At 70.9% G+C, this 22,840-nt stretch carries 21 protein-coding genes; 9 read left to right on the forward strand and 12 right to left on the reverse strand.

Going from position 1 to position 22,840, the window contains the following annotated elements:
* Nucleotides 1-90: 90 nt before the first annotated feature.
* From Q0480_RS00220 to Q0480_RS00235, 4 genes are read right to left on the reverse strand one after another with little or no spacing between them, the layout of a single operon-like run.
* A complete protein-coding gene (locus Q0480_RS00220; RefSeq protein ID WP_299129512.1) occupies nt 91-2,166 on the reverse strand; it encodes a hypothetical protein in 2,076 nt (691 codons plus the stop codon).
* Nucleotides 2,167-4,983, reverse strand: coding sequence for a DUF4159 domain-containing protein (locus Q0480_RS00225; protein WP_299129514.1), 2,817 nt, complete (start codon nt 4,981-4,983; stop codon nt 2,167-2,169).
* Nucleotides 4,980-5,897: a DUF58 domain-containing protein gene (locus tag Q0480_RS00230; RefSeq protein WP_299129516.1), complete on the reverse strand. Its 918-nt coding sequence runs from the start codon at nt 5,895-5,897 to the stop codon at nt 4,980-4,982. Before Q0480_RS00230 ends, Q0480_RS00225 begins: the two co-directional genes overlap by 4 nt.
* The gene (locus Q0480_RS00235) at nt 5,894-6,901 is read right to left on the reverse strand and encodes a MoxR family ATPase (RefSeq protein WP_299129518.1); all 1,008 of its coding nucleotides are present in this window, start codon (nt 6,899-6,901) and stop codon (nt 5,894-5,896) included. The genes Q0480_RS00230 and Q0480_RS00235 overlap by 4 nt, the downstream gene beginning before the upstream one ends.
* Before the next feature lie 124 nt (nt 6,902-7,025).
* Here Q0480_RS00235 and Q0480_RS00240 point away from each other — a divergent pair, with 124 nt between their 5' ends.
* The 3 genes from Q0480_RS00240 (at nt 7,026) to Q0480_RS00250 (ending at nt 8,338) form a co-directional block, all read left to right on the forward strand.
* Nucleotides 7,026-7,586, forward strand: a complete 561-nt coding sequence (locus Q0480_RS00240) for a DUF1285 domain-containing protein (RefSeq protein ID WP_299129520.1) — start codon at nt 7,026-7,028, stop codon at nt 7,584-7,586.
* Nucleotides 7,587-7,694: 108 nt separating this feature from the next.
* Nucleotides 7,695-8,036, forward strand: a complete 342-nt coding sequence (locus Q0480_RS00245; RefSeq protein WP_299129522.1) for an SMR family transporter — start codon at nt 7,695-7,697, stop codon at nt 8,034-8,036.
* Between the two features lie 101 nt (nt 8,037-8,137).
* Nucleotides 8,138-8,338 carry a hypothetical protein gene (locus Q0480_RS00250; RefSeq protein WP_299129524.1) on the forward strand — a complete coding sequence of 67 codons (201 nt, stop codon included), beginning with the start codon at nt 8,138-8,140 and terminating at the stop codon, nt 8,336-8,338.
* Nucleotides 8,339-8,343: 5 nt separating this feature from the next.
* On the opposite strand, the gene hemE is transcribed toward Q0480_RS00250, so the two are convergent.
* Complete coding sequence (gene hemE, locus Q0480_RS00255; RefSeq protein WP_299129526.1) at nt 8,344-9,378, reverse strand: uroporphyrinogen decarboxylase; 1,035 nt, start codon at nt 9,376-9,378, stop codon at nt 8,344-8,346.
* 78 nt (nt 9,379-9,456) lie between these two features.
* On the opposite strand from hemE, the gene hemC reads away from it, so the two are divergent.
* The 3 genes from hemC to Q0480_RS00270 all read left to right on the forward strand — a co-directional run bounded on the left by hemC (nt 9,457) and on the right by Q0480_RS00270 (nt 12,527).
* Nucleotides 9,457-10,407, forward strand: coding sequence for a hydroxymethylbilane synthase (gene hemC / locus Q0480_RS00260; protein ID WP_299129528.1), 951 nt, complete (start codon nt 9,457-9,459; stop codon nt 10,405-10,407).
* A 426-nt stretch (nt 10,408-10,833) separates the two neighbouring features.
* Nucleotides 10,834-12,048, forward strand: coding sequence for a 5-aminolevulinate synthase (hemA, locus tag Q0480_RS00265; RefSeq protein WP_299129530.1), 1,215 nt, complete (start codon nt 10,834-10,836; stop codon nt 12,046-12,048).
* A gap of 5 nt (nt 12,049-12,053) precedes the next feature.
* The gene (locus Q0480_RS00270) at nt 12,054-12,527 is read left to right on the forward strand and encodes a MaoC family dehydratase (RefSeq protein ID WP_299129532.1); all 474 of its coding nucleotides are present in this window, start codon (nt 12,054-12,056) and stop codon (nt 12,525-12,527) included.
* Between the two features lie 40 nt (nt 12,528-12,567).
* Here the strand turns inward: Q0480_RS00270 and Q0480_RS00275 are convergent, their stop codons facing one another.
* From Q0480_RS00275 to Q0480_RS00290, 4 genes are all read right to left on the reverse strand, one after another.
* Nucleotides 12,568-12,708, reverse strand: a complete 141-nt coding sequence (locus Q0480_RS00275) for a hypothetical protein (RefSeq protein WP_299129534.1) — start codon at nt 12,706-12,708, stop codon at nt 12,568-12,570.
* Nucleotides 12,709-13,163: 455 nt separating this feature from the next.
* Nucleotides 13,164-14,537, reverse strand: a complete 1,374-nt coding sequence (locus tag Q0480_RS00280) for a glutamate--cysteine ligase (protein ID WP_299129536.1) — start codon at nt 14,535-14,537, stop codon at nt 13,164-13,166.
* 106 nt (nt 14,538-14,643) lie between these two features.
* Nucleotides 14,644-15,171 (reverse strand): hypothetical protein, encoded by a 528-nt coding sequence (locus tag Q0480_RS00285; RefSeq protein WP_299129538.1) that lies wholly within the window; start codon nt 15,169-15,171, stop codon nt 14,644-14,646.
* Complete coding sequence (locus Q0480_RS00290; protein WP_299129541.1) at nt 15,168-15,914, reverse strand: 16S rRNA (uracil(1498)-N(3))-methyltransferase; 747 nt, start codon at nt 15,912-15,914, stop codon at nt 15,168-15,170. The genes Q0480_RS00285 and Q0480_RS00290 overlap by 4 nt, the downstream gene beginning before the upstream one ends.
* A 12-nt stretch (nt 15,915-15,926) precedes the next feature.
* On the opposite strand from Q0480_RS00290, the gene ubiA reads away from it, so the two are divergent.
* The 3 genes from ubiA to Q0480_RS00305 all read left to right on the forward strand — a co-directional run bounded on the left by ubiA (nt 15,927) and on the right by Q0480_RS00305 (nt 19,196).
* On the forward strand, nt 15,927-16,892 hold the full coding sequence (gene ubiA / locus Q0480_RS00295; protein ID WP_299129544.1) for a 4-hydroxybenzoate octaprenyltransferase: 966 nt from the start codon (nt 15,927-15,929) through the stop codon (nt 16,890-16,892).
* 94 nt (nt 16,893-16,986) lie between these two features.
* The gene (locus Q0480_RS00300) at nt 16,987-18,858 is read left to right on the forward strand and encodes an OmpA family protein (protein WP_299129547.1); all 1,872 of its coding nucleotides are present in this window, start codon (nt 16,987-16,989) and stop codon (nt 18,856-18,858) included.
* Nucleotides 18,855-19,196: a hypothetical protein gene (locus tag Q0480_RS00305; RefSeq protein WP_299129549.1), complete on the forward strand. Its 342-nt coding sequence runs from the start codon at nt 18,855-18,857 to the stop codon at nt 19,194-19,196. The genes Q0480_RS00300 and Q0480_RS00305 overlap by 4 nt, the downstream gene beginning before the upstream one ends.
* Before the next feature lie 21 nt (nt 19,197-19,217).
* Here Q0480_RS00305 and der read toward each other — a convergent pair whose 3' ends face one another.
* From der to Q0480_RS00320, 3 genes are all read right to left on the reverse strand, one after another.
* Nucleotides 19,218-20,669 (reverse strand): ribosome biogenesis GTPase Der, encoded by a 1,452-nt coding sequence (gene der, locus Q0480_RS00310; protein ID WP_299129551.1) that lies wholly within the window; start codon nt 20,667-20,669, stop codon nt 19,218-19,220.
* A gap of 62 nt (nt 20,670-20,731) precedes the next feature.
* Complete coding sequence (locus Q0480_RS00315; RefSeq protein WP_299129553.1) at nt 20,732-22,057, reverse strand: PQQ-binding-like beta-propeller repeat protein; 1,326 nt, start codon at nt 22,055-22,057, stop codon at nt 20,732-20,734.
* A 25-nt stretch (nt 22,058-22,082) separates the two neighbouring features.
* The gene (locus Q0480_RS00320; RefSeq protein ID WP_299129556.1) at nt 22,083-22,772 is read right to left on the reverse strand and encodes a hypothetical protein; all 690 of its coding nucleotides are present in this window, start codon (nt 22,770-22,772) and stop codon (nt 22,083-22,085) included.
* Nucleotides 22,773-22,840: the final 68 nt, after the last annotated feature.

Raw genomic sequence — 22,840 nt, forward strand, 5'->3', positions numbered from 1 at the left:
CCCTTGCCCGCGAGGGTAGGCTCCCGATGCCGGGTTTCCAAGCGGTTTGAAGCGCGAGGCGGAGCGGCGAAGGTCGTGGAGCGCCGCGCGCTACCGGCCCTCGATGCGCCAGGCGCCGAAGACGAGGCCGGCGGACAGGATCAGCATCAGCCAGCCCGGCGCCAGCTCCACCTGCCGGATGTCGCGCAGCTGATAGGCTTCGCGGTCGGCAAGGCCGATCCAGCCGCGGCCGTTCGCCACCCGGTCCTCGCGCACCAGCCTGATGTCCGGCACGCCGTCCTCCAGCCGCTTCACCCCGCCGCGCGTGCTCTCGGCCAGCGGCGCCAGCACCGCGCCGGTCGAGACCGGATCACGGAACTCGGCCGGCGCCGGCGGGCCGACCACGGCGACCGCCAGCTTGTCGCCATTCTCCAGCCGCCAGGCGCCGTTCTCGGCATCGGGGATCCGGCCTTCCCAGCGCCCCGGCGCGATCTCGGTCATCGCGACCTCCGACCGCGCGCCGGACGGGCTGGTCGCCACCACGGGCGGGATGGTGTCGGCCAGCGTGCGGCGGCTGACCACCACCGCGCCCTCGTCGCCGGAGCCGAGCAGCACCTCCTCCTCCAGCTCCGGCTCCTTCATCAGCCAGTGCGCCAGCCGGCGCAGCAGTTCGAGCTGCGGCCCGCCGCCCTCGAAGCCGCGGCTCCAGAGCCAGGCCTCGTCGGAATTCATCACCGCGATCCGTCCCTCGCCCTCGCGCTCCAGCACGAGCAGCGGGGTATCGTCGGGACCGGACATCACCGTTTCGCCGTTGGGCACCGTCACCTCGACCGCGCGGAACCAGCGGCCCCAGCCCGGCGTGCCGTCCGGCGCCGCGGGCCGCGGCGCGTGCTCCTCCAGTCCCGCGGTCACCGGATGACGCTCCCCGAGCGCCGAGACCCTCGGCGTGAAGCCCTCCTCGATCACCCGCCCGGTCGGCTCCACCGGCAGGACTTCCCGCAGCGGCGAGCGATAGAGGCTCTCGGCCCCGGCGAAATCGGCGCCCGACGCGATGAGCAGCGCGCCGCCATCGCGGACATAGCGGGCGATATTCTCGAAATAGGCGTTCGGAAGGATGCCCCGGCGCTTGTAGCGGTCGAAGATGATCAGGTCGAACTCGTCGACCTTCTCCATGAACAGTTCCTGGGTCGGGAAGGCGATCAGGCTCAGCTCGAAGACCGGCACGAAGTCCTGCTTGTCGGGCGGCCGCAGGATGGTGAAATGCACGAGATCGACCGCGCTGTCGGACTTCAGCAGGTTGCGCCAGGTTCGTTCGCCCGGATAGGGCTCGCCCGAGACCAGCAGCACCCGCAGGCGATCGCGCACGCCATTGACCGAGACGATCTGCGAATTGTTGCGGTCGGTCAGTTCGCCCGGCACCTCCGGCGTCGAGATCTGCAAGACGTTCATACCGCCGCGCTTCAGCGTTACCGGCAGCGTCACGCTCTGGTTCAGCGGCACGTCGAACCGCAGGGGCTCGGCCCCGTCGAGCGCGATGAAGAGCGCCGCGGTCCCACCGGCGGCCGGCGCGGCGCCAAGATCCTCGATCCGCAGCGACAGGCTTACCGGTTCGTCGACGATGGCGAAGGCGGGCGCGGTCTCGATCACCACCCGCCGGTCCCAGTCGGCGGCGCGGCCGGTCAGCAGAACCTGGACCGGCGCGGGGAAACTCTTCAGCGCCTCGGGGTCATGGATCTGTCCGTCGGTGACGAGGATCGCCCCGGCGATCCGGTCGGCCGGCAGCTCCGCCACCGCCTCGCCGAGCGCGCCGAGCAGCAGCGTGCCCTCCGCGCCCGCGTCCGCGACATGGATCGTGCGCACTTCGAGCGGCGCGGATTGCCCGAGCCGGTCGAGCCGGGCCTCGATCCCCTCGATCGCCTGGGTGATCTGTTCGGGGCGCGCGGCGAGCCGGTTGCTGGCGCTGTCATCGACCACGACGAGCGCGATGTTCGGCACCCGGGCGCGATCCTCCTGGCGCAGTGACGGCCCGGCGAGCGCGGCGAGCAGCACCAACGCGGCGAGCGCGCGCAGCCACCAGCCGGCGAGCCCGCGCCAGAGCGCCAGGCCGAGCACGAGGACCGCGATCGCCGCCAGCGCGCCGATGACGGCGAGCGGCAGTTGCGGATCGAAGGCGACGCTCCGGAACATCTACTGGCCCAGCCGGTCGAGCAGGGCCGGGACATGCACCTGGTCGGATTTGTAGTTGCCGGTCATCACATACATCACGAGATTGACCCCGAAGCGCAGGGCGAGCTCGCGCTGCCGCTCGCCCGAAATGCCGCGGCCGATCGGGAACATCGCCTGCCCATTGTCGCCCAGCGCCCAGGCCGAGGCCCAGTCGTTGCCGCCGATCACCACCGGCGTCACCCCGTCGTTGAGGTTGCGGAACGGCATGCCTTCGATCTGCTCCGCCTCCGGCGAGGCCTCGACCCAGAGGTCATGCCCGGTCCAGCGGCCGGGGAAGTCCCGCAGCAGATAGAAGGTGCGGGTCAGCACGTGGTCCCGCGGGATCGGCTCAAGCGGCGGCACGTCGAGCTTCATTGCGACGCGGCGCAGCACGCGCCCGTTCGGCGTCGTGCCGCCCATGGTGGCGCCGAGATCGGCGTCGCGCGTATCGAAGAGTATCATGCCGCCGAAGCGGAGATAGTCGTTGAGCCGCGCATAGGCCGCGTCCGAGGGCTGCGCCTGCCCCTCGGTGATCGGCCAGTAGAGGAAGGGATAGAGCGCGAGTTCATCCTGTTCGAGATCGACCGCCACCGGCTCGGCCGGCTCGATCGCCGTGCGTTCGGTCAGCGCGTGGCCGAGACCGCGCAGGCCCGCGCGGCTGATCTCGTCGACCCGGTCGTTGCCGGTCCGCACATAGGCGAGCACCGTCTCGTTCGCCGCGTAGATCGCCGCGGCGTCCGGTCCCGTCCCCGGTCCGGCGAGGGACTGGCGCGGGGCCGTCTGCGCCCGCGCCAGGCCCGGATCGAGGGCCACCGCGGCGACGAGGATCAACGCGGCGGCCGTGACCACCGCGCCATGCGCGCGCCCGCCGCCGAGACGACCCGAGAGCCGCAGCGTCGCCATCACATCGACCGAGAGAAGAAGCAGCGCCAGCGCGATCAGCCAGGGGCCGAGCCGCGTCTCCTCCGCCCGCTCCATCGCCTCGACCGTGACACCCGCCGGCATCGCCGCGAGCGGGCGCAGGGTATCGTCGGCGCGCATGACATTGACGGCGATCCGCCGGTCGCCGTTGGCGTAGATACCCGGCGGCATTTCGGCCGAGGGGCGATCCTCGACCAGCCGGTCGCCCGGGACGCCGGCGACGAGGGTCGGCGTCTCGAGATCGCCGAAGCCGTTCAGCACCTGCAGCGGCGTCCAGCTGGTGCCGGCCAGCGCCTCGGGAGCCTCGGAGAGGCCCCCGGCGCTCTGGGTCAGGCGCTCCAGCATCTGCACGAAGAGTCCCGAGAGCGGCAGATTCGACCAGTCCGCGTTGGCGGTCACATGGAACAGCACCACCCGGCCGTCGCCGAGCGCGTGCCCGGTGACCAGCGGCGTCCCATCCTCCAGCGTCGCCATCACCCGGTTCGGCAGGTCGGGATCGGGCTGGGCCATCACCTGCGACGAGATCTGGACCTCGGCGGGCACCGGCAGGCCGGCGAAGGCGCCGCCGTCCGCGAACGGCCGCAGCCGGCGCGGGGCGCCCCAGGACATCGCGCCGCCGACGGAGCGCCCGCCGGCGCGCAGCCGGACCGGCAGCAGCGGATCCTCCTCGATCTGCCCGGCGCCGGACTGCGCCAGCCGCGGACCGGCGAACCGCACCAGCAGGCCGCCGCGCTCGACCCATTCCGTCAGCGCCGTGCGTTCGGCGTCGTTGAGGCCGCCGACATCGGCGAGGATCAGCACGTCCGGCGCCGCGTTCAGCATCTCGCTCAACGGCGCCTCGATCACCTCGGCGAACGGCGCCAGCGCGCGGCGCAGGTAGTGCAAGGGATCGACCAGATCCTGCGCCTCGCTGACCGCGCCGCCGGCCATCAGCCCGACCTTGCGCCGCCGGACCGAATCGTCGGCCAGAACCACGCCGGCCGCCGACTGTCCCTCGGTCAGCGCGATGCGCGACACCCGATTTCGCAACTCGACCGGCAGGTCGAGCGCGAGATCCACGCCCCGCGCCTCCGGCTCGAACGTCGCGGCGCCGGTGCCGAGCACGCGATCCACGCCGTTCGGATCGGGACCGAGCGCGATCACGCCGACCGGCTGGGCGGCGTCGGACGCGACGCGCAGCGCCCCGGCGACCAGCGCCCCGCCCTCGAGCCGGGGCGGGGTCAACGCCAGGGCCGGCCGCGCGGCGGGGACGAGCGTCACCGGCCCGCGCGCCGCCAGCGCCCGGCCGAGTTCCACCTCCGCGCCGTCGCCGATCGCATCGCTCAACCACAAGGTCTCGAAACCGCCGTCCTGACGGGCGAACCAGTCCGCCCAGTCCTTGCGCGCCGGGGCCCAGCCCTTCGGCGCGAGGCCGACCAGCCGTTCCGACCAGTCGCCGGCCGCGCGCAAAGGCGGAGCGCCGTCCGGCGGCGGGGGCGAGGTCAGCGACAGGACCGCGACCGGTCGGCCGCCGCGCGCGGCCTCCTCCAGCGCCCCGGCGACGCGGCCCATGCGCGCCGGCCAGTCCGGCGCGTCGCCCCAGCCGCCGTCGAGCAGCACGACGAGCGGACCCGTGCCCGCCTGCGGCCGGGGATTGAGCACCGGCCCCGCGAAGGCGACGATCACCGCGGCCAGCGCCGTCACGCGCAAAAGCAGCAGCCACCAGGGCGTACGCTCCGGGATCTTTTCGGGATCCTCGAGCCCGAGCAGCAAGCGGACGCCGGGAAATTCCCGTCGCCCCGGCGCCGGCGGCACCGCCCTGAGCAGCCACCAGAGCACGGGCAGCAGGGCCAGCGCGGCCAGAAGCCAGGGTGAGAGGAAGGCGATCGAACCGATCAAATGCGTTCACCCACGGCCATGTAGAGCCACAACAGCGCGCCGCGCGGAACCTGCGAGGTTCGGTGCGTCAGCACCCGCCAGCCAAGCCCGCGCGCCAGTTCCTCCAGCCGCGCCCGCCGCTCGGCCAGCCGTTTGCCATAGGAGTCGCGCAGGGCGCGGGCGCGGTGGGTCTCGAATTCGGTGCCGCCGCCCATGCTCTGGAACACCACGCGGCCGTCGAAGGGAAAGACCTCCTCGGTCTCGTCCAGCACCTGGACGAAACAGCCGCGCACCCCGCGTTCGGCGGCGTGCGACAGGACCGGGATCATCACATCGGGATCGCCGAGGAAATCCGAGAAGAAGACCGCGCGCCCGCCGCGGGCCATGTAGTCGGCCGGCGGCGCGCCATAGTCGGGCCGATCCTCGCGCGGCGGTCCACCGAGCTCCATCGCCATGCGGTTGAGCTGCGTGCGTCCGCCCCGCGCCAAGGCCGCGGCGGTTCCCATCAGCGCGACCCGTTCGCCGCCTCGCACCAGCAGCAGCGCCAGCGCCAGCGCCAGCAGCGAGGCCCGCTCGCCCTTGGTGCGCTCGGTCCCCTCCGAGCGATAGTCCATCGATTGCGCGTCATCGACCCAGAGGCTGACGGTTTGCGCGGCCTCCCATTCCATTTCGCGGATGAACTGGTGATCCGACCGCCCCGAGCGCCGCCAGTCGACCGTCGAGCGCGCATCGCCGGGCACGGCCTGCCGATATTGCCAGAAGTTTTCACCGTGACCGGACCGCTTGCGCCCGTGGACGCCCATCGCCACCGTCGCCGCCAGAATTTCCGCCTCGGCGAGCAGCGGCGGCAGCGCGCCCGAGATCTTCTCGGCGTCGCGGCGCAGCCCGACCGGTCCCTGCGGCTTGTTCCGTCCCCGGAGGACGGGTTGGTTCACGCCGCCGCCTCCACGCCCATCACGTCGCCGACCAGCCGCGAGATCAGGCCGTCGAGCGTCTGTCCCTCGGCCCGCGCGGCGAAGCCGAGCGCCATGCGGTGGATCAACACCGGCCGCGCCAGCGCCGCCACGTCGTCGAGATCCGGTACCAGCCGACCCCGGATCAGCGCGCGGGCCCGAATCGCCAGCATCAGGGCCTGCGCCGCGCGCGGCCCCGGACCCCAGCTGACCGCCTGGGTGACGGCCGGATGCGCGTCGGCCGTGCCGGGCCGCGCGGCCCGCACCAGATCGAGGATGCGGTCCACCACCATGTCGCCGACCGGCAGCCGCCGGATCAGCTTCTGCGTTGCGACGAGGCTCGCCGCGTTGAACACCGGCTCGGCCCTGGCATCGTCGGTGCCGGTGGTGGCGAGGATGATCGCCCGCTCCTCCGCCCGCCCGGGATAGTCGAGGTCGATCTGCAGCAGGAACCGGTCGAGCTGCGCCTCCGGCAGCGGATAGGTGCCCTCCTGCTCGATCGGGTTCTGGGTGGCGAGGACATGGAACGGCCGCGGCAGACGCCGCCGCTGGCCCGCCACCGAAACCTCCTGCTCCTGCATCGCCTGCAACAGCGCCGATTGGGTGCGGGGACTGGCGCGGTTGATCTCGTCGCCCATCAGGAGCTGGCAGAAGATCGGCCCGTCGATGAAGCGGAACGCCCGTGTGCCGTCCGCGCCGGTCTCCAGCACCTCGGCGCCGAGAATGTCGGCCGGCATCAGGTCCGGGGTGAACTGGATGCGATGCGCGTTGAGTCCAAGCACCGTGCCGAGCGTCTCGACCAGCCGGGTCTTGGCGAGGCCGGGAACGCCGACCAGCAGGCCGTGGCCGCCGCAGAGAATCGCGATCAGCACCTGCTCGACCGCCTCCTCCTGGCCGATGATGCGCCTTCCGATCATTTCGCGGGCCCGCGCAAGCCGCGCCCCCGCTTCCTCGATCTCGCGCATCATGTCCTGAGGATCGTCCATCTAGCCGCCTTTCCGCGCTCGCGCTGTTGCCTGCCCGTCGCTCCACTCCTACCTTAGGCGCAGAATAACGTGGCGGTCTCGCGCGACAATGCCCATTCATGATCACAAACCGGACAGCCGGCCAATGCCGGACCGGCTCATCGAGGCGGCCCGCGAGGGCGCGCGCAAGGGTCCGCCGCCGGTACATCTGTGGAATCCGCCGTTCTGTGGTGATCTCGACATGCGGATCGCGCGGGACGGGACCTGGTTCTACCTCGGCACGCCGATCGGACGGAAACCGCTCGTCAGGCTCTTCTCCTCGATCCTGAAGCGCGAGGGCGACCGCTACTATCTGGTGACGCCGGTGGAAAAGGTCGGAATCACTGTCGAGGACGCGCCCTTCGTCGCGGTGGATTTCACCGCTGAAGGCACCGGCCCCGACCAGAGCCTGACCTTCGAGACCCAGGTCGAGGATCGCGTGACCGCCGGCCCCGACCACCGGATCCGCCTCGTCCTCGCCTCCGAAACCGGCGAACCCGCGCCCTACGTGCACGTTCGCCGCGGTCTCGAGGCGCTGATCGACCGCAAGAGCTTCTATCGCCTGGTCGAGATCGGCACCGAACACGCGGGCGATTTCGGAGTCTGGTCCAGCGGCGTCTTCTTTCCCTTCATGCCCGCCGGCGAACTCGCACGCCTTGCAATGTAGGTTTTTGGGCGCGCGAAATCTTCGCTCGAAGGCAATCGCGACACGTGCTAGGCTTCGTTCGATTTGAATACGACGAACATTATTTCCGTCGATTCGAGCGAGAGTCCGATGTCTCTGACCGTGACATATCTGATTCTGGGCATTGCGATTGTCTGCGAGGTCGCCGGCACATCGGCGCTCCACGCGAGCAATCACTTCACCCGGGTCGTTCCGACGACGCTGGTCTTCGTGTTCTATTTCGCCGCGCTGTTCGGAATTTCCATCACCTTCCGGCAAATTCCGATGGGCATCGTCTATGCGATCTGGTCCGGCGCGGGGATCGTGCTGATCGCGGCGGTCGGTTGGGTCGGCTTCGGTCAACGCCTCGACCTGCCCGCCGCGATCGGCCTCGCCCTGATCGTCGCGGGCGTGGTGATCGTCAATATCTTCTCGAGCACGCTGACCCACTGAACCCGGCGGCATCCTCGATTAACCGATTGGTATTCTTCAACTTGCCTCTTCTTCGCCGAAAGTTCACTTCTTTCCCCCAGGGACAAGCGGGGATTTTGAACGTGACTCCATTGCTCGCGGAACGCATCGACTACGGCCGGACCATTCGCGACCGGGCCGTCTGCCTGATCGAGGCGCATGGCCTTCTGGCCGAGGCGGAGGCGCTGAGGGCCGGGCGCGAGCCGGGACTGGCCGAGGCCGAGCGCACCTTCTGGGAGGCCGTCGCCGCCCGGGTCGCCCGCCAGCAGCGCGGCGCGCACTGACCGGATCAGCCGCGGATCACCCGCAGCATCCGCTCGACATTGGCCGGATCGGCGTCCGGCGTGATGCCGTGGCCGAGATTGAAGATATGCGGCCGGCCGGCGAAGGCCTCGACACAGGCGCGCGTCGCCTGATCGAGCGCGGCGCCGCCGGTGACAAGCAAGAGCGGATCGAGATTGCCCTGCAGGCACACGCCCGCCGGCAGGGTCCGCGCGGCCCAGGCCGGATCGACGGACGCGTCGAGCGCGCAACCCGCGACCCCGGTCCCGGCGATGAAGCCGGCGTAGCCACCGCCGGCGCCGCGCGGAAAGCCGATCACCGGCACCTCGGGCGCGAGCGCGCCCAGCGCCGCGACGATGCGCCGGGCCGGGGCGACGCAGAATTCCTCGAACCGCGGCCCGGGCAGCGCGCCGGCCCAGCTGTCGAAGAGCTTCACCACCTCGGCGCCCGCCGCGATCTGGCGCGCGAGATAGGCGATGGTCGCCTCGGTCACCCGGTCGATCAGCGCGGCGAAGGTGGCCGGGTCGCCATACATCAGCGCCCGCGCCGGCGCCTGATCGGGCGTGCCACGCCCGGCGATCATGTAGGTCGCCACCGTCCAGGGCGCGCCGGCGAAGCCGATCAACGCCGTCTCGGCCGGCAGTTCGGCGCGGAGCCGCGCCACCGTCTCGTAGACCGGTGCCAGCGTCTCGTGGATCGCCTCGACCGGTCGCAGCCGCGCCAGATCGGCGGCGCTCGTCACCGTCGAGAGCCGCGGCCCCTCGCCTTCCGCGAAACGCAGCTCGAGCCCGAGCGCCTGCGGCACCAGCAGGATGTCGGCGAACAGGATCGCCGCGTCGAAGCCATAGCGCCGGATCGGCTGCAGGCTGACCTCGACGGCGAGGTCGGGCGTATAGCAAAGATCGAGGAAACCGCCGGCTTTGGCGCGGATCGCCCGGTATTCCGGCAGGTAGCGCCCGGCCTGCCGCATCAGCCAGACCGGCGGCGTCGCCAGCGCCTCGCCGCGGAGGGCGCGCAGGATTCGCTTTCCTTCGACGGCCATCCCCTTGCCCCCGCTTTGTAATTGTCTCGGCGTGACCTTACAGATAAAGGTCCGGAAGGAAAGACACCCAAGGCATCCATGTCCGACGACGCGCCCTCCGCGGAACAACCCCTGCGCATCGGCACTCGGGGCAGCCCGCTTGCGCTCGCCCAGGCGCATGAGACCAAGGTCCGGCTGATGGCCGCGCACGGCCTGCCGGAAGGTGCGTTCGAGATCGTGCCGATCAAGACCACCGGCGACCGCGTGCAGGACCGCCCGCTGAGCGAGATCGGCGGCAAGGGCCTCTTCACCCGCGAGATCGAGGACGCGCTGCTGGCCGGCGAGATCGACATCGCCGTGCATTCCATGAAGGACATGCCGACGCTGCAGCCCGAGGGGCTGGGCATCACCTGCTATCCGCCGCGGGAAGACCCGCGTGACGCGTTCGTTTCCCTCGGCGCGACCTCGGCCGCCGCGTTGCCGGGGGGCGCGGTCGTTGGCACCTCGTCGCTCCGTCGACGAGCGCAGATTCTCTACCGGCGGCCGGACCTGAAGGTGGTCGAGTTCCGCGGCAATGTGCAGACGCGACTCAGGAAGCTCGGCGAGGGCGCGGCCGAGGCGACGTTCCTTGCCATGGCCGGCCTGCGCCGACTTGGCCTCGCCGAAGTGGCGAAGGCGCCGATCGCGCCGGAAGAAATGCTGCCCGCCGTCGCGCAAGGCGCGATCGGCATCGAGCAGCGGCTGGACGACGCGCGGGTGACCCGGCTGCTGGCGGCGATTCACGACGCCGATACCGGGCATCGGCTGCGGGCCGAGCGGGCGTTCCTCGCCGGACTCGATGGATCCTGCCAGACGCCGATCGCCGGCCTCGCCGAACTGGTCGAAGGCGGCCTGCGGCTGCGGGGCGAGATCCTGCGGCCCGATGGTTCGGAATGCCTCGCCCATGAGCAAAGCGGCCCCGTCACCGAGGCGGAAGCGATCGGCGCGGCGCTCGCGGCCGAACTTCTCGGTCGCGCGGGACCGGACTACTTCCGGGGCACCGCCCTTTGACATGCGTTTTGACAGGGCCGCCCGGCGCCCGGACAATCGAACGGCAACCGCGCTGAAGGCGCCGATCCCCGTCCGTCGGCGATTTGCGATTCGGTAACGATCAGGTCACGCGGGTTGCGCTAGGTCAAAGCATGAGGGGTGGGAACGATGCGACAAGGGTGCTCGGGCTTGGCCTCTCCGGATCGGGACTCGCCGACCTGCGACACTCGCGCACGCAAGAATAACGGCCGGATGAGGGGCCGAAGGGGGAACGGATTGTTATCGGATTTCACGCATCTGTCAGGAACCAGCGCGGCCTGACCACTCGACGGGGCGACCGGGCCGCCGCATCCTGTCGCAGCCAGCAGGAAAAGGTTCCATATTGGCACCGAATCCGGCATTTCCCGTTTCGCGGCCCGCGAGCAGCCACGGCCAAAGGATCGTTCGATGGACTATGAAGCCCTCTTCACCCAGCAGCTCGACGCGCTGCGCGCCGAAGGCAACTATCGAGTGTTCGCCGACCTGGAGCGGAATCGCGGGGACTTTCCGCGCGCGACGTGGCACGACGAGGGCAAGTCGACCGACGTAACCGTCTGGTGCTCGAACGACTATCTCGGCATGGGCCAGCATCCCGCGGTGATCGCCGCCATGCACGAGGCGATCGATCGCTGTGGCGCGGGCGCCGGCGGTACGCGCAACATCTCGGGCACCAACCACTATCACGTGCTGCTCGAGGAAGAGCTCGCCGACCTGCACGGCAAGGAAAGCGCGCTGCTCTTCACCTCGGGCTATGTCTCGAACTGGGCGGCGCTCTCGACGCTCGGCGCGCGGCTGCCGAACGCCGTCATCCTGTCGGACGCGCTGAACCACGCCTCGATGATCGAGGGCATCCGCCATGCCCGCTGCGCCAAGCGCATCTGGAAGCACAACGATCCCGCCGATCTCGACCGCCAGCTGTCGCAATGCGCGCCGGACGCGGCCAAGATCGTCGCCTTCGAAAGCGTCTATTCGATGGATGGCGACATCGCGCCGATCGCCGAGATCGTCGAGGTCGCCGAAAGGCACGGCGCCATGACCTATATCGACGAGGTGCACGCGGTCGGCATGTACGGCCCGCGCGGCGGCGGCGTCGCCGAGCGCGAAGGGCTGATGGACCGGATCACGCTGATCGAGGGCACCCTCGGCAAGGCGTTCGGCGTCGTTGGCGGCTATATCGCCGGATCGGCCGCGCTCTGCGACTTCATCCGCAGCTTCGCCAGCGGCTTCATCTTCACCACCTCGCTGCCGCCCGCCGTGGCCGCCGGCGCGCTGGCGAGCACGCGGCACCTGAAGGCGAGCCCGTTCGAGCGCAAACGGCAGGCGGCCAATGTCGCCCGGCTGCGCGCCCGGCTCGACGCGGCGGGTATCCCGCATCTTCACAACCCGAGCCATATCGTTCCCGTGATGGTCAAGGATCCGGTGAAGTGCCGGATGCTGTCGGACATCCTGCTGCGTGACCATGGCATCTATGTGCAGCCGATCAACTATCCGACGGTCGCCCGCGGGACGGAACGGCTGCGGATCACGCCCTCGCCGCTGCACAGCGACGCCGATATCGACCGGCTGGTGGACGCGCTCGGCGCGCTGTGGCGTCAGTGCGCCCTGGCGCGCGCGGTCGCCTGACGCCGATGGCGACCGGACCGGGCCGGTTGCTCTATCTCGAGGATTTTCACGAGGGTCAGCGCTTCTCGACCGGGAGCGCGACGCTCGACGCCGCGGCGATCAAGGGCTTCGCGGCCGAATTCGATCCGCAGCCCTTCCATCTCGACGAAGCGGCGGCGGAATCGTCCTTCTTTCAGGGCCTCGCCGCCAGCGGCTGGCACACCGCGGCGCTGACCATGCGCCTCCTGGTGGGAGGCGGGGCGATGGGGGACGGGCTACCGGTCGCCGGCGGCTTGATCGGCGGCGGGCTCGATTTGCGCTGGCCGCGCCCGACCCGTCCGGGCGACACGCTGCGCGTCGATTGCGTGGTGGCAAAGGTCGCACCCTCGCGCTCGCGTCCCGAGCGAGGCATGGTCACCATGCGTTGCGAGACGCTGAACCAGAACGACGAGGTGGCCCAGGTGATGGTGACCAATCTCGTGGTCCCGCGGCGGCCTTGAGACCGGGATCGGACGCGCCGCGCCCGATCCGTTTCGCGTTTCAGTCTGCGAGGTCGATCTGCAGCCGGTCGAATCCCCCACCCCAGGGTCCGTCATGCAGATCACGCCCCCCGACCGTCGAGGACATCGCGCGCGCGACCGCGCCGCGCAGCTCGGCGACGAAATATTCCTCGTCGGACATCAAATCCTCCTCGTATTCCAGCTCATCCTCATCCTTCGAGGCGCGCTTGGCGGTAGCCGTCGCGGTTTTGACGCGGGACGGTTTGGACGGGATCGCTTTGGATCGGCCGGCTTTGGGCTGAGACATGACAACACTCCCTCGTTGGATGTCTCATGCTCGCCCCTCGCCCGTGAGCGCCGCGTGAGCCGATCGTTACGCGATGATGAATCGGACTGCCAAAGCCACGCCTCGCGCAAGAAAACGTCGTCGCGCGGCCCTTGATCGCAGCACGAGCCCGGCGAGCCCGGACAGAGAGCTTCCACGAAGCTCAGAGGCTGTTTGGAAATCCGGCGGCGGAGGGCCGGCGAGGAATTCCTGATCCAGCGCAATATCTTGACCACCAGACGATTCCGTCTGGTTGGATCGTGCTCCGGAAGACCCGCCGGACCGGACCCTCCGGGTTTTCGAACGGACGTTCAGTACCCGTATTCGGCATAGATCCGGCTCAGATCACCCTTCCACGGGCCGCGATATTTCGCCAGCAGCTCGTCAGCCGGCGTCTGGCCGGTGGCGATGCTCTCATGGAGCGCGTTGAGAAAATGCGTCTCGTCCGGCACCAGCCCGCCGGCGCCGGGTCGCGCCCGCCGGGCAAGGCCCGCCTGCGCGATCGCCAGCACGTCTCGCGCAAGGTCGCGCATCTCGCGGCCGCCCGGCGCCGCCGCGCGCAGCCCGTCCTTGGCGGCGTCGTGCCGCAGGTGGTCGCGATCCTCGGCGCTCCAGCCCTTCACCAGATCCCAGGCCGCGTCGAGCGCGACGGAATCATAGAGCAACCCGACCCAGAAGGCCGGCAGCGCGCAGAGCCGCCGCCAGGGCCCGCCATCGGCGCCGCGCATCTCCATGAATTTCTTGATCCGAACCTCGGGGAAGATGGTGGTCAGATGATCGGCCCAGTCGCTCAGCGTCGGCTTTTCGCCCGGCAGGGCGGGCAGCCGCCCGTCGAGAAAATCGCGGAACGACTGACCCAGGGCATCGACATAGTTCCCGTCGCGATAGACGAAATACATCGGCACATCGAGCGCGTAGTCGGCATAGCGCTCGAAGCCCATGCCCTCCTCGAAGACAAAGGGCAACATGCCGGTGCGCGCCGGATCGAGATCGCGCCAGATTCGCGCCCGCCAGGATTGCCAGCCATTGACCCTGCCGTCGAAGAAAGGGGAATTCGCAAACAGCGCGGTCGCGACCGGCTGCAGGGCGAGGCCGACGCGAAACTTGCGGACCATGTCCGCCTCGGAGGCGAAATCGAGATTCACCTGCACGGTGCAGGTCCGGTACATCATCATGGTGCCGGTCGTCCCGACCTGACCCATGTAGCGGGTCATCAGGGCATAGCGCCCCTTCGGCATTACCGGCATCTGGGCTTCCGACCATTCCGGCGCGGCGCCGAGGCCGATGAAGCCCGCGCCGATCTCGTCGGCGATCGACTTCACCTCGCGAAGATGCGCGTTCACCTCGTCGCAGGTCTCGTGGATCGTGCGGAGCGTGGCGCCGCTCAACTCCAGCTGGCCGCCGGGCTCGAGGCTGACATTGGCGCCGCCCTTCTCCAGCCCGATCAGCTTGCCGGCCTCCTCGACCGGGTTCCAGCCGTAGCGGTCGCGCAATCCGGTCAGCATGGCGAAGATCGAGGCCCGGCCCTCGTAGGGCAGCGGCAGATGATCGCCGAGGGTATAGCCGAATTTCTCGTGCTCGGTGCCGATACGCCAGTCCTCGGCCGGCTTGCAGCCGGAGGCGAGATATTCGGCGAGCTGCGCCCGGCTCTCGATGAGGCCGCCACCGGATTGGGGGATCGACATTGGGGGCCCTCGCCTCTTGTTCCGCGACAGGCTTAGAGAACGGCCCCAACCATGGCAAGCGGCCGGAAAGTCCTGTCCGGTCGCCGGCGCCGATGCTTTTGAGCCGTCAGCCCGCCCTGCGCCAGACGATCGCCCGCCGTGCGCCGGGGCCGAGCACCGCCGCGACGCCCGCGTCGAAATCGATGCCGGGCAGTGGGCTCAGCGCGTCGAACAGCCGCTCCGCCCCGGCGGCGCCGAGCGGAATCACCAGCCGCGCGCCGTCGTCGGCGGTCAGCACCCAGGCATGGGACGAATCGGGCGGCAGGTGCGGCCGTGCGACGATCTCGACCGCCGTGATCGCCGGCAGATCGATGAAGCCGCCATCGCGCGGCCCGAAATAGCCGATGCGCGCCTCGTCGATCAGCACGACGCCCTCGGCCGGCGAGGTCTGGCTGAGCCGCGTTCTCCGCACCGCGTCGCGCAGCAGCCCGAGCCCGGCGCCGAAGCAGCCGAGGCCGAGGATGAAGCTCAGCGGCTCGAGCCCCGCGTAGCCGCGCCAGATCAGCCAGAGCCCGGCGATTGCCAGGCCGCCCCAGACCAGCGGCTCGCGCCAGACGTGCAGCCAGGCGGCGAGTTCGGGCCGGACGAAGCTCATCGCCAATCCCCCAGCGCCGCCTGCCAGAGCGTGATCGCGGCGACGGCGGCGGTGTCGGCGCGCAGCACCCGCGGCCCGAGTGTCACCCGCGCGACGAAGGGCAGCCCGCGCAGCCGCTCCACCTCTTCCGCCGCGAAGCCACCTTCGGGGCCGATCAGGATCGCCCAGGGCCCCGGCCCCGCGTCGGAGGCGAAGGCGCCGAGCACCTCGGTCGCGGGGCGGGCATCCCGGGCCTCGTCGCAGAACATCAGCCGCCGCGCCGGATCCCATCCGTCGAGGAGCGCGGCGAGCTTCACCGGCTCCAGCACCGCGGGAACATGGGTCTCGCCGCATTGCTCGGCCGCCTCGACGGCGTGGGCGCGCAGCCGGTCGAGCCGAAGCCGCTCGGAATTGGTGTGGCGCGTCGTCATTGGCTGGATCCGCGCGCAGCCGAGCTCGGTCGCCTTCTCGACGATGAAATCGGTGCGCGTCTTCTTGATCGGGGCGAAGGCGAGGGTCAGGTCAGGCGGTCGCCGCTGCGGCTGGCCGGCGGCGCGCACGGTCAGCGTTCCCTGCCGGCCGACGCGCGTCACCTCGGCGCGCCATTCGCCGTCGCGCCCGTTGAAGATCAGGACCGGCGCCCCGGCCGCGAGCCGCATGACATTGAAGAGATAGTGCGCCTGATCGCGATCGAGCGCGACCTCGGTGCCGAGCGCGAGGTCGGCGCTCACAAAAAGCCTGATCTTGCCGCCGACTTCTGCCATAGACTCCCCCCCATGACCGAGCAATCTACGTCCAGCGCCCACCCCGAGGGAAGGGTGGCCGATGCCACCCTCGGCAACTGGGTGGACCGGCTCGCACCACCCTGGTCGCGGCCCTATCTGCGACTGTCGCGCGCCGACCGTCCGATCGGAACCTGGCTCTTGCTCATCCCCTGCTGGTGGAGCCTCGGCCTCGCGGTCGCGGCCTCGCCGGCGGGGCCGACGCGGTTCGATCTCTGGATCCTCGTCGGCTGCGGCCTTGGCGCCGTCCTGATGCGGGGCGCGGGCTGTACCTGGAACGACCTGGCCGACCGCGAGTTCGACGCCGCCGTCGCGCGGACCCGCTCGCGGCCGCTGCCCTCGGGGCAGGTGACGCCGCGGCGGGCGGCGATCTGGATGACGGCGCAGGCGCTGGTCGCCTTGCTCATCCTGCTCAGCTTCCCGGCGCCCGCGATCCTGCTCGGTGTCGCCTCCCTGGCGCTCGTCTGCGTCTATCCCTTCGCCAAGCGCTTTACCTGGTGGCCGCAGGTGTTTCTCGGCCTCGCCTTCAACTGGGGCGCCCTGCTCGGCTGGGCGGCGCAGGGCGCGGGGCTCGGCTGGTCGCCCCTGCTGCTCTATCTCGGCGGCATCGCCTGGACGCTGTTCTATGACACGATCTACGCGCATCAGGATCGCGAGGACGACGCCCTGATCGGCGTCAAATCGACGGCGCGGCTGTTCGGCTCCGACACCGCCCGCTGGCTGCGCCGCTTTCTCGTCGCCGCCGTCGCCTGCCTCGCCCTCGCGGTCGCCGCCGCCGGCCTCTCCGGCGCCGCCCTCGCCGCGTCGCTCGCCGGCGTCGCTGGGTTCGGGGCGCATCTCGTCTGGCAGCTGCGCCGGCTCGACATCGACGACCCGGCCGGCTGCCTCGCGCTCTTTCGCACCAATCGCGACGCCGGCCTGATCCTCTGCGCGGGGCTGGCGCTCGCCGCGATCCTCTGACGGGGGCCGATGACAGGGCTGTGAAACCCGCCGTTCTTGATCGGCGGCGGGCGAGGGCCTAAGAGCGGACGGGACCGATTTCTCCGGAGACCGCATGCGGCTGCGCGCCATCCTGTTCGCCGTGATCGCGCTCGGCGCGGCCGGAGCCTCCGCGCTCGGCCTCGCCGACGCGGCCGCGCGCCGCGTCGAGCAGGATACCGGCGCCCGGATCGACGCGGCGCTGCGCGCCGCCTCGGCGAGTTGGGTAAGGCTCGGGACGGACGGGCTGATCGTCGAGCTGTCCGGCGAGGCGCCGGACGAGACGGCGCGGCTGCGCGCCCTCGCCGTCGTGAAGCAGCTGGTCGATGAGCGGCGGGTGCGGGATCTCACGTCCGTGCGCACGGCCAATCCCGTCCCCGACCCGGCCTTCGCCCTCGAACTTCTCCGCAACGACGACGAGATCTCGCTGATCGGCCTTGTGCCCGAGGACGACGGTCGCGGGACGATCAGCGCCGGCCTGGCGCGCGCCGGGCTGTCACAGGGCGTGACCGACATGCTGGAGACCGCCGCGCATCCGGTGCCGGCCGGCTGGACCGAGAGCCTCGAATTCGGGCTCGTGATCCTCGCCGAGCTGCCGCGGGCCAAGATCAGCGTCGCGCCGGGCAAGATCGGCGTGATCTCGGTGGCCGACAGCGAGGCGGACCGGGCGACGATCGAGAAGCGGCTGCGCGGCGAGCGGCCGGAGGCGGTGCAGCTCGCGCTCAATATCTCCGCGCCCCGGCCGGTGATCTCACCCTTCGCCGTCGTCTATGTTTTCGAGAACGGCGTCGGCCGATTCGCGACCTGCGCGGCGGAAAGCGTCGCGGACGTGGTCGAGATCGGCGTCGCGGCGCGGAAGGTCGGGCTGCGGGGCGAGCCCGATTGCCGCGTCGGTCTCGGCGCGCCCTCGCCGGACTGGGCGGCGGCGGTCGCGCATGGGCTCGATGCGCTGCGCGAACTCGGCGGCGGTCGCTTCGCGCTGCGCGATGTCGAGGCGGTGCTGACCGGTCCCCCCGGAGTGTCGCCCGAGGCGCTGAGCCGCGTCGGCGCCCGGCTCGACGCCGAACTGCCCGACGTGTTCGCGCTGAGCACGATCGCGCCGGGCCGGATGACGACCGAGGCCGGCGGCGAACAGGTCTATGCGCCGCGGTTCAACGCGGAACTGTCGGACGACGGCAAGGTCCGGATGGCCGGCGCGCTGCAGAACGCCACCTCGCGCGAGGCGGTGCAGAGCTACGCCGCGGCGCTCTTCGGCCTCGATCGGGTGACCAACGACACGGTGATCGATCCCGACCTGCCGGAGGGTTGGCCCGGCCGGGTTCTGGTCGGGGTCGCGGCGCTGGCCGAGCTGAGGCAAGGCGCGCTGGAAGTGACGCCGGACGAGGTGTCGCTGACCGGAGAAGGCAATGACGCGGAGGCGAATGCGCGGGTCGAGGCGCTGCTCGCCGCCAAGGTCGGTGGCGCGGCCACGGTCGATGTGAAGTACGACGCGGTCGCCGCCAAGGCCGCCGTCCTCGCCGCGCGCGCGGCGCCAGAGATCTGCGCCGAGGAGATCGCGGCGATTCTCGCCGCCGGCTCGATCCAGTTCGCCCCCGGCTCGGCCGAGATCGAGCCGGCGAGCCAGGGCGTGATCCTCGCAATCGCCGATGCGCTGCGCGGCTGCCCCCGCGCGGCGTTCGAGATCGGCGGTCATACCGACGCGCAAGGCGGGGCCGAGACGAACCAGAAGCTGAGCGAAGCGCGGGCGACGGCGGTGGCCGAAACGCTGCGCAAGGCCGCGCCTCCGCTGATCGAACTCAGCGCCCGGGGTTATGGGTCGGAGCGCCCGATCGCCGACAATGGCACCGAGGAAGGCCGTAAGCGCAACCGCCGGATCGAATTCACCCTCATCGCGCCGCCCGCGCCCGCCGAAGCGGCGGTCGTCAACGCGAGCTCGGGGCCGCGGTGAACCGGGGCGAGCTTACCGCCGTGATCGCGGTCGTGCTGATCGGCGCGGTACTGCTCGGCTGGATCCTGCGCTGGATTTTCGGGCGGATCGGGGGCCCTGGCGCGGGCGGCCTCGCGGCGAGCGCCGACCTCGCGCAGCGCCTCGAAGCGGCCGAGGAGGCGCGCCGCCGCGCCGAGCAGCGCCTCTCCAAGGTCGAGGCGGATTTCAAGGCACGCCTGTCCGATCTGGAGGTCGAGCTCGCCTCGGCGCTGGAAAGCCTGGCCAAGGCCGAACACCAGGCGGACGACGTCCGCGCCGCCTACCGCGTGGCAATGGAGGAGCGCGATCCGCCGGCGTGACCCCGCGGCCCGACCGAACCGTCAGCCCTGCAGGCGCCGCGGCTTGTGCTTGTCGAGCGCGGTGACGTTGTGCTTCTTGCGGTCCTTGTAGGGGTTCTCCCCGGCGCGCAGATAGAGGCGTATCGGCGTGCCCGGCATGTCGAAATCCCGCCGCAGGCCATTGACTAGGAAGCGCTTGTAGTCCTCCGGCACCGCGTCGGGATGCGAGCAGAAGAGCACGAACGTCGGTGGCCGGGTCTTCACCTGGGTCATGTAGCGCAATCGGATGCGCCGGCCGCCGGGCGCGGGCGGCGGATGGTCGGCGATCTGGATCGCGAGCCAGCGGTTCAATCGCGCGGTCGAGACCCGCGTGTTCCAGACCGCGTGCGCCTTGATGATCGCCTCGCGCAGGCGATCGAGCCCCTTGCCGGTCAGCGCCGAGATCATCACCATCGGCGCGCCGCGCAGCTGCGGCAGAAGTCGGCCGAACGCCTCGCGCAACTCGTTGAGCTTGTGCGACTTCTCGTCCTCGAGATCCCACTTGTTCACCGCGACGACGACCGCCCGCCCCTCGCGCTCGGCAAGATCGGCGATGCGCAGGTCCTGGCTCTCGAACGGCACCTGCACGTCGAGCAGCACGACGACCACCTCGGCGAACTTGACGGCGCGCAAGCCGTCCGAGACCGAGAGTTTTTCGAGCTTCTCCTGGACCTTCGCCTTCTTGCGCATGCCCGCCGTGTCGAAGACGCGGAACGGCACCCCCTGCCAGTCCAGCGTCACCGCGATCGCGTCGCGGGTGATCCCCGCCTCGGGCCCGGTCAGCAGCCGATCCTCGCCGAGGATCGCATTGACCAACGTCGATTTGCCGGCGTTCGGGCGGCCGACGACGGCGATCTGGATCGCGCGGCCGGGCGGCAGGATCGCGCCCTCGCCCTCCTCATCGACGTCGTCGTCCACGTCATCCACATCGACATCGACGATTGCCACCGCGTCCTCGAATGCCTCGGCCACCGGCTCGAGCGCGCGCAGGAGGTCGTCGAGACCGATCCCATGCTCCGCGGACAGCGCGACCGGCTCGCCGAGGCCGAGCTCGAAGGCGTCGTAGAAGCCCTGCTCCGCCGCGCGACCCTCGCTCTTGTTGGCGCAGAGGATGACCCGCGTCGCGCGCTTGCGCAGAAGTTCGGCCAGGATGCGGTCCATCGGGGTGACGCCGACCCGCGCGTCGATCATGAAGAGGCAGACATCGGCCATGCCGACCGCGCGCTCGGTCAGGGCGCGCATGCGGCCGGCGAGGCTGTCGTCGGTCGCCTCCTCGAGCCCGGCGGTGTCGATCACGGTAAAGCGCAGCGGCCCGAGCCGGCCCGCGCCCTCGCGCAGGTCGCGGGTCACGCCGGGCTGGTCGTCGACCAGCGCCAGGCGCCGACCGACCAGACGGTTGAACAGCGTCGATTTCCCGACATTGGGGCGGCCGACGATGGCAAGCGTGAAGGACATGGGCGATCGGTGCTCCGCGCGGCCTTCAGGCGGCGCGGCGCGATCCTTAGCCGCTCACGCCGCTATTGGAAAGCCAGAAGCTGGCCGTCGCGGTTCACGACATACATCACGCCGCCGGCCACCGCCGGGGGCGCGCCCGCGCCGCCGGGCAGCGCCACCGATCCGAGCGGCGCCCCGGTCGAGGGGTCGAAGGCGCGGAGCAGCCCGTCGCCGCCCGCCACCCACAGCCGTCCGCCGGCGAGCACCGGACCATAATGGGCAATCACCGCGACGGGCGGACCACGGCGGAAGATGCCGCTGGGAGGACCGTCCGAGGGCAGTTGCGTCGTCCAGATCAGTCGGCCGGTCGCGGCGTCGGCCCGCACCAGCGCACCCTCGTCGGACATGAGAAACAGCGACCCGCCGACCGGCCAGGCCGGCCCATAGGCGCCCTCGCCCATCGTCCAGCGCCGCTCGCCGGTGGCACGGTCGAGCGAGACGGTGCGGCCGCCCTGGTTCGAGGCATAGACCGTGTCGCCATCGATCACCGGATCGCCGCTGATGTCGCTGATGCCGCTGCGCACCAGGCCGCGACGGCCGCCGGTGATCGCGGTGCCCCAGACCTGCAGGCCGCTGCGCGCGACGAGGCCCAGCACCTCGCCCGAGGCGAAGGGGATCACGGCGAGTTGCCCGTCGACCGCCGGGCTCGCCCCGCCGAGCAGGCCGACGCCGCCGACGCCCTGCGCCTGCCAGAGGATTTGCCCGGAGCGGGCGTCGAGTGCGAAAGCGACGTCGTTGCGGGTGACGACGAAGACGCGCCCGTCCGCCACCGTCGGCGCGGCGCGGATCGGGCCTTCGAACGCCTTGGACCAGAGGATCCGGCCGGTCGCGGGATCGAGGGCGCGCACCTCGCCAAAGCCGGTCGTCACATAGAGCACGCCGCCCGCGTAGGAAAAGCCGCCGCCGGGGCCGGAATCGCCGGCCTGTTCCGGCGGCACGAGCGACTGGGTCCAGGCGATCTGGCCGGAACGCGTCACGGCCGAAAGCTGCCCCGCCGCGTCGATGGTATAGACGAGGCCGCCGGCGACGATCGGGCCGGTCAGGATCCGGCGGCGCTTGGCGTCGCCCTCGCCGATATTGACCGACCAGCGCAGCTGTGGCGCGGCGGAGAAGGCGGGATTGACGAGGCGCCCGCCGGCTGCGCCATTGCGATGGGTCCAGTCGGCGTTGAGCGCCGGCGCCGGAATGCCGACCGGGCGCACCGCGGCGGCGTCGGTCTGGGCGAGCGGCGCCTCTTCGGGGCGCACCGGGATGCGCTGTCCAGGCAGCGGCGCGTCGGCGTTCGAGCAGGCGGCGAGCGCCAGCGCGACGAGAAGCGCCGCGCGGCGGCCGAGCGGAAAACGCGCCATCCTGGTCCGATCCTTCATTGACTGGCTAGCCGCCCGAAACCACGCCGGAGGTCGCCGGAACCGCGCCGGGCAGCGCGCCGCCGGCCGCGACGATCAGCTGGCGCGCGCGTGAAACGAGCTGTTCCGGCGCGTTCGGCAGCGCGAGGATGCTTTCCAGATCGGCGAGCGCGGCGGCCTTGTCGCCAGTCTCCAGCATCAGCAGCGCCCGTTGTTCCAGCGCCAGAGGCTGGAACGGCGCGCCCTCGGCGGCGAGGCTCTCGATCGTCGCGCGCCGCTCGTTCGGATCCATCGCGCCGCCGAGCAGCATGACCCGCTGCAACGCCGCGAGCGAGCGATAGAGCGCGGGCGTCGTCGGATCGTCCGCGACCTCGGCGAGGAGCGTCGCCGCCTTGTCGTTCTCCCCGGCCTCGCCGAGGCCGCCGGCCTCCGCCAGCCGGGCCATGACCGCCGCGTCGGGCGCCGAAACCGCCACCGCTTCGAAGGCGGCGGCGCGTTTGGTCGGATCGGTTTCAAGATAGGCCGCGCGCAGCGCGTCGCCGGTGGCCTGGGACGAAGCCCGGCCGCTCGCCTTGCGCCATTCGAGCGCGGCGGCGGCGCCGACGATCAACAGGATACCGAGGCCGAGCAGCCAGCCATAGCGCCGCAGAAAGCGAAAGAACCGGTCCCGGCGGACCTCCTCGCTCACTTCATCGATGAAGGAATCAGTCTGGCCCAAGCCGGTCCTCCGCGCGCTGAGGAGCGCGGTATATCGCCCGGTCGGACGGGTGCCAAGCCCGAACGCCC

Origin of the sequence: uncultured Amaricoccus sp. (genome assembly GCF_937891315.1) — a bacterium.
Classification (GTDB): domain Bacteria; phylum Pseudomonadota; class Alphaproteobacteria; order Rhodobacterales; family Rhodobacteraceae; genus Amaricoccus.

What these genes read in the sequence shown, in the direction of transcription:
- Q0480_RS00220 (WP_299129512.1), bottom strand. Translation starts at nt 2,166, where the DNA reads ATGTTCCGGAGCGTCGCCTTCGATCCGCAACTGCCGCTCGCCGTCATC.
- Q0480_RS00235 (WP_299129518.1), bottom strand. Translation starts at nt 6,901, where the DNA reads ATGGACGATCCTCAGGACATGATGCGCGAGATCGAGGAAGCGGGGGCG.
- Q0480_RS00240 (WP_299129520.1), top strand. Translation starts at nt 7,026, where the DNA reads ATGCCGGACCGGCTCATCGAGGCGGCCCGCGAGGGCGCGCGCAAGGGT.
- Q0480_RS00245 (WP_299129522.1), top strand. Translation starts at nt 7,695, where the DNA reads ATGTCTCTGACCGTGACATATCTGATTCTGGGCATTGCGATTGTCTGC.
- hemE (WP_299129526.1), bottom strand. Translation starts at nt 9,378, where the DNA reads ATGGCCGTCGAAGGAAAGCGAATCCTGCGCGCCCTCCGCGGCGAGGCG.
- hemC (WP_299129528.1), top strand. Translation starts at nt 9,457, where the DNA reads ATGTCCGACGACGCGCCCTCCGCGGAACAACCCCTGCGCATCGGCACT.
- hemA (WP_299129530.1), top strand. Translation starts at nt 10,834, where the DNA reads ATGGACTATGAAGCCCTCTTCACCCAGCAGCTCGACGCGCTGCGCGCC.
- Q0480_RS00270 (WP_299129532.1), top strand. Translation starts at nt 12,054, where the DNA reads ATGGCGACCGGACCGGGCCGGTTGCTCTATCTCGAGGATTTTCACGAG.
- Q0480_RS00275 (WP_299129534.1), bottom strand. Translation starts at nt 12,708, where the DNA reads ATGTCCGACGAGGAATATTTCGTCGCCGAGCTGCGCGGCGCGGTCGCG.
- Q0480_RS00280 (WP_299129536.1), bottom strand. Translation starts at nt 14,537, where the DNA reads ATGTCGATCCCCCAATCCGGTGGCGGCCTCATCGAGAGCCGGGCGCAG.
- Q0480_RS00285 (WP_299129538.1), bottom strand. Translation starts at nt 15,171, where the DNA reads ATGAGCTTCGTCCGGCCCGAACTCGCCGCCTGGCTGCACGTCTGGCGC.
- Q0480_RS00290 (WP_299129541.1), bottom strand. Translation starts at nt 15,914, where the DNA reads ATGGCAGAAGTCGGCGGCAAGATCAGGCTTTTTGTGAGCGCCGACCTC.
- ubiA (WP_299129544.1), top strand. Translation starts at nt 15,927, where the DNA reads ATGACCGAGCAATCTACGTCCAGCGCCCACCCCGAGGGAAGGGTGGCC.
- Q0480_RS00300 (WP_299129547.1), top strand. Translation starts at nt 16,987, where the DNA reads ATGCGGCTGCGCGCCATCCTGTTCGCCGTGATCGCGCTCGGCGCGGCC.
- der (WP_299129551.1), bottom strand. Translation starts at nt 20,669, where the DNA reads ATGTCCTTCACGCTTGCCATCGTCGGCCGCCCCAATGTCGGGAAATCG.
- Q0480_RS00315 (WP_299129553.1), bottom strand. Translation starts at nt 22,057, where the DNA reads ATGGCGCGTTTTCCGCTCGGCCGCCGCGCGGCGCTTCTCGTCGCGCTG.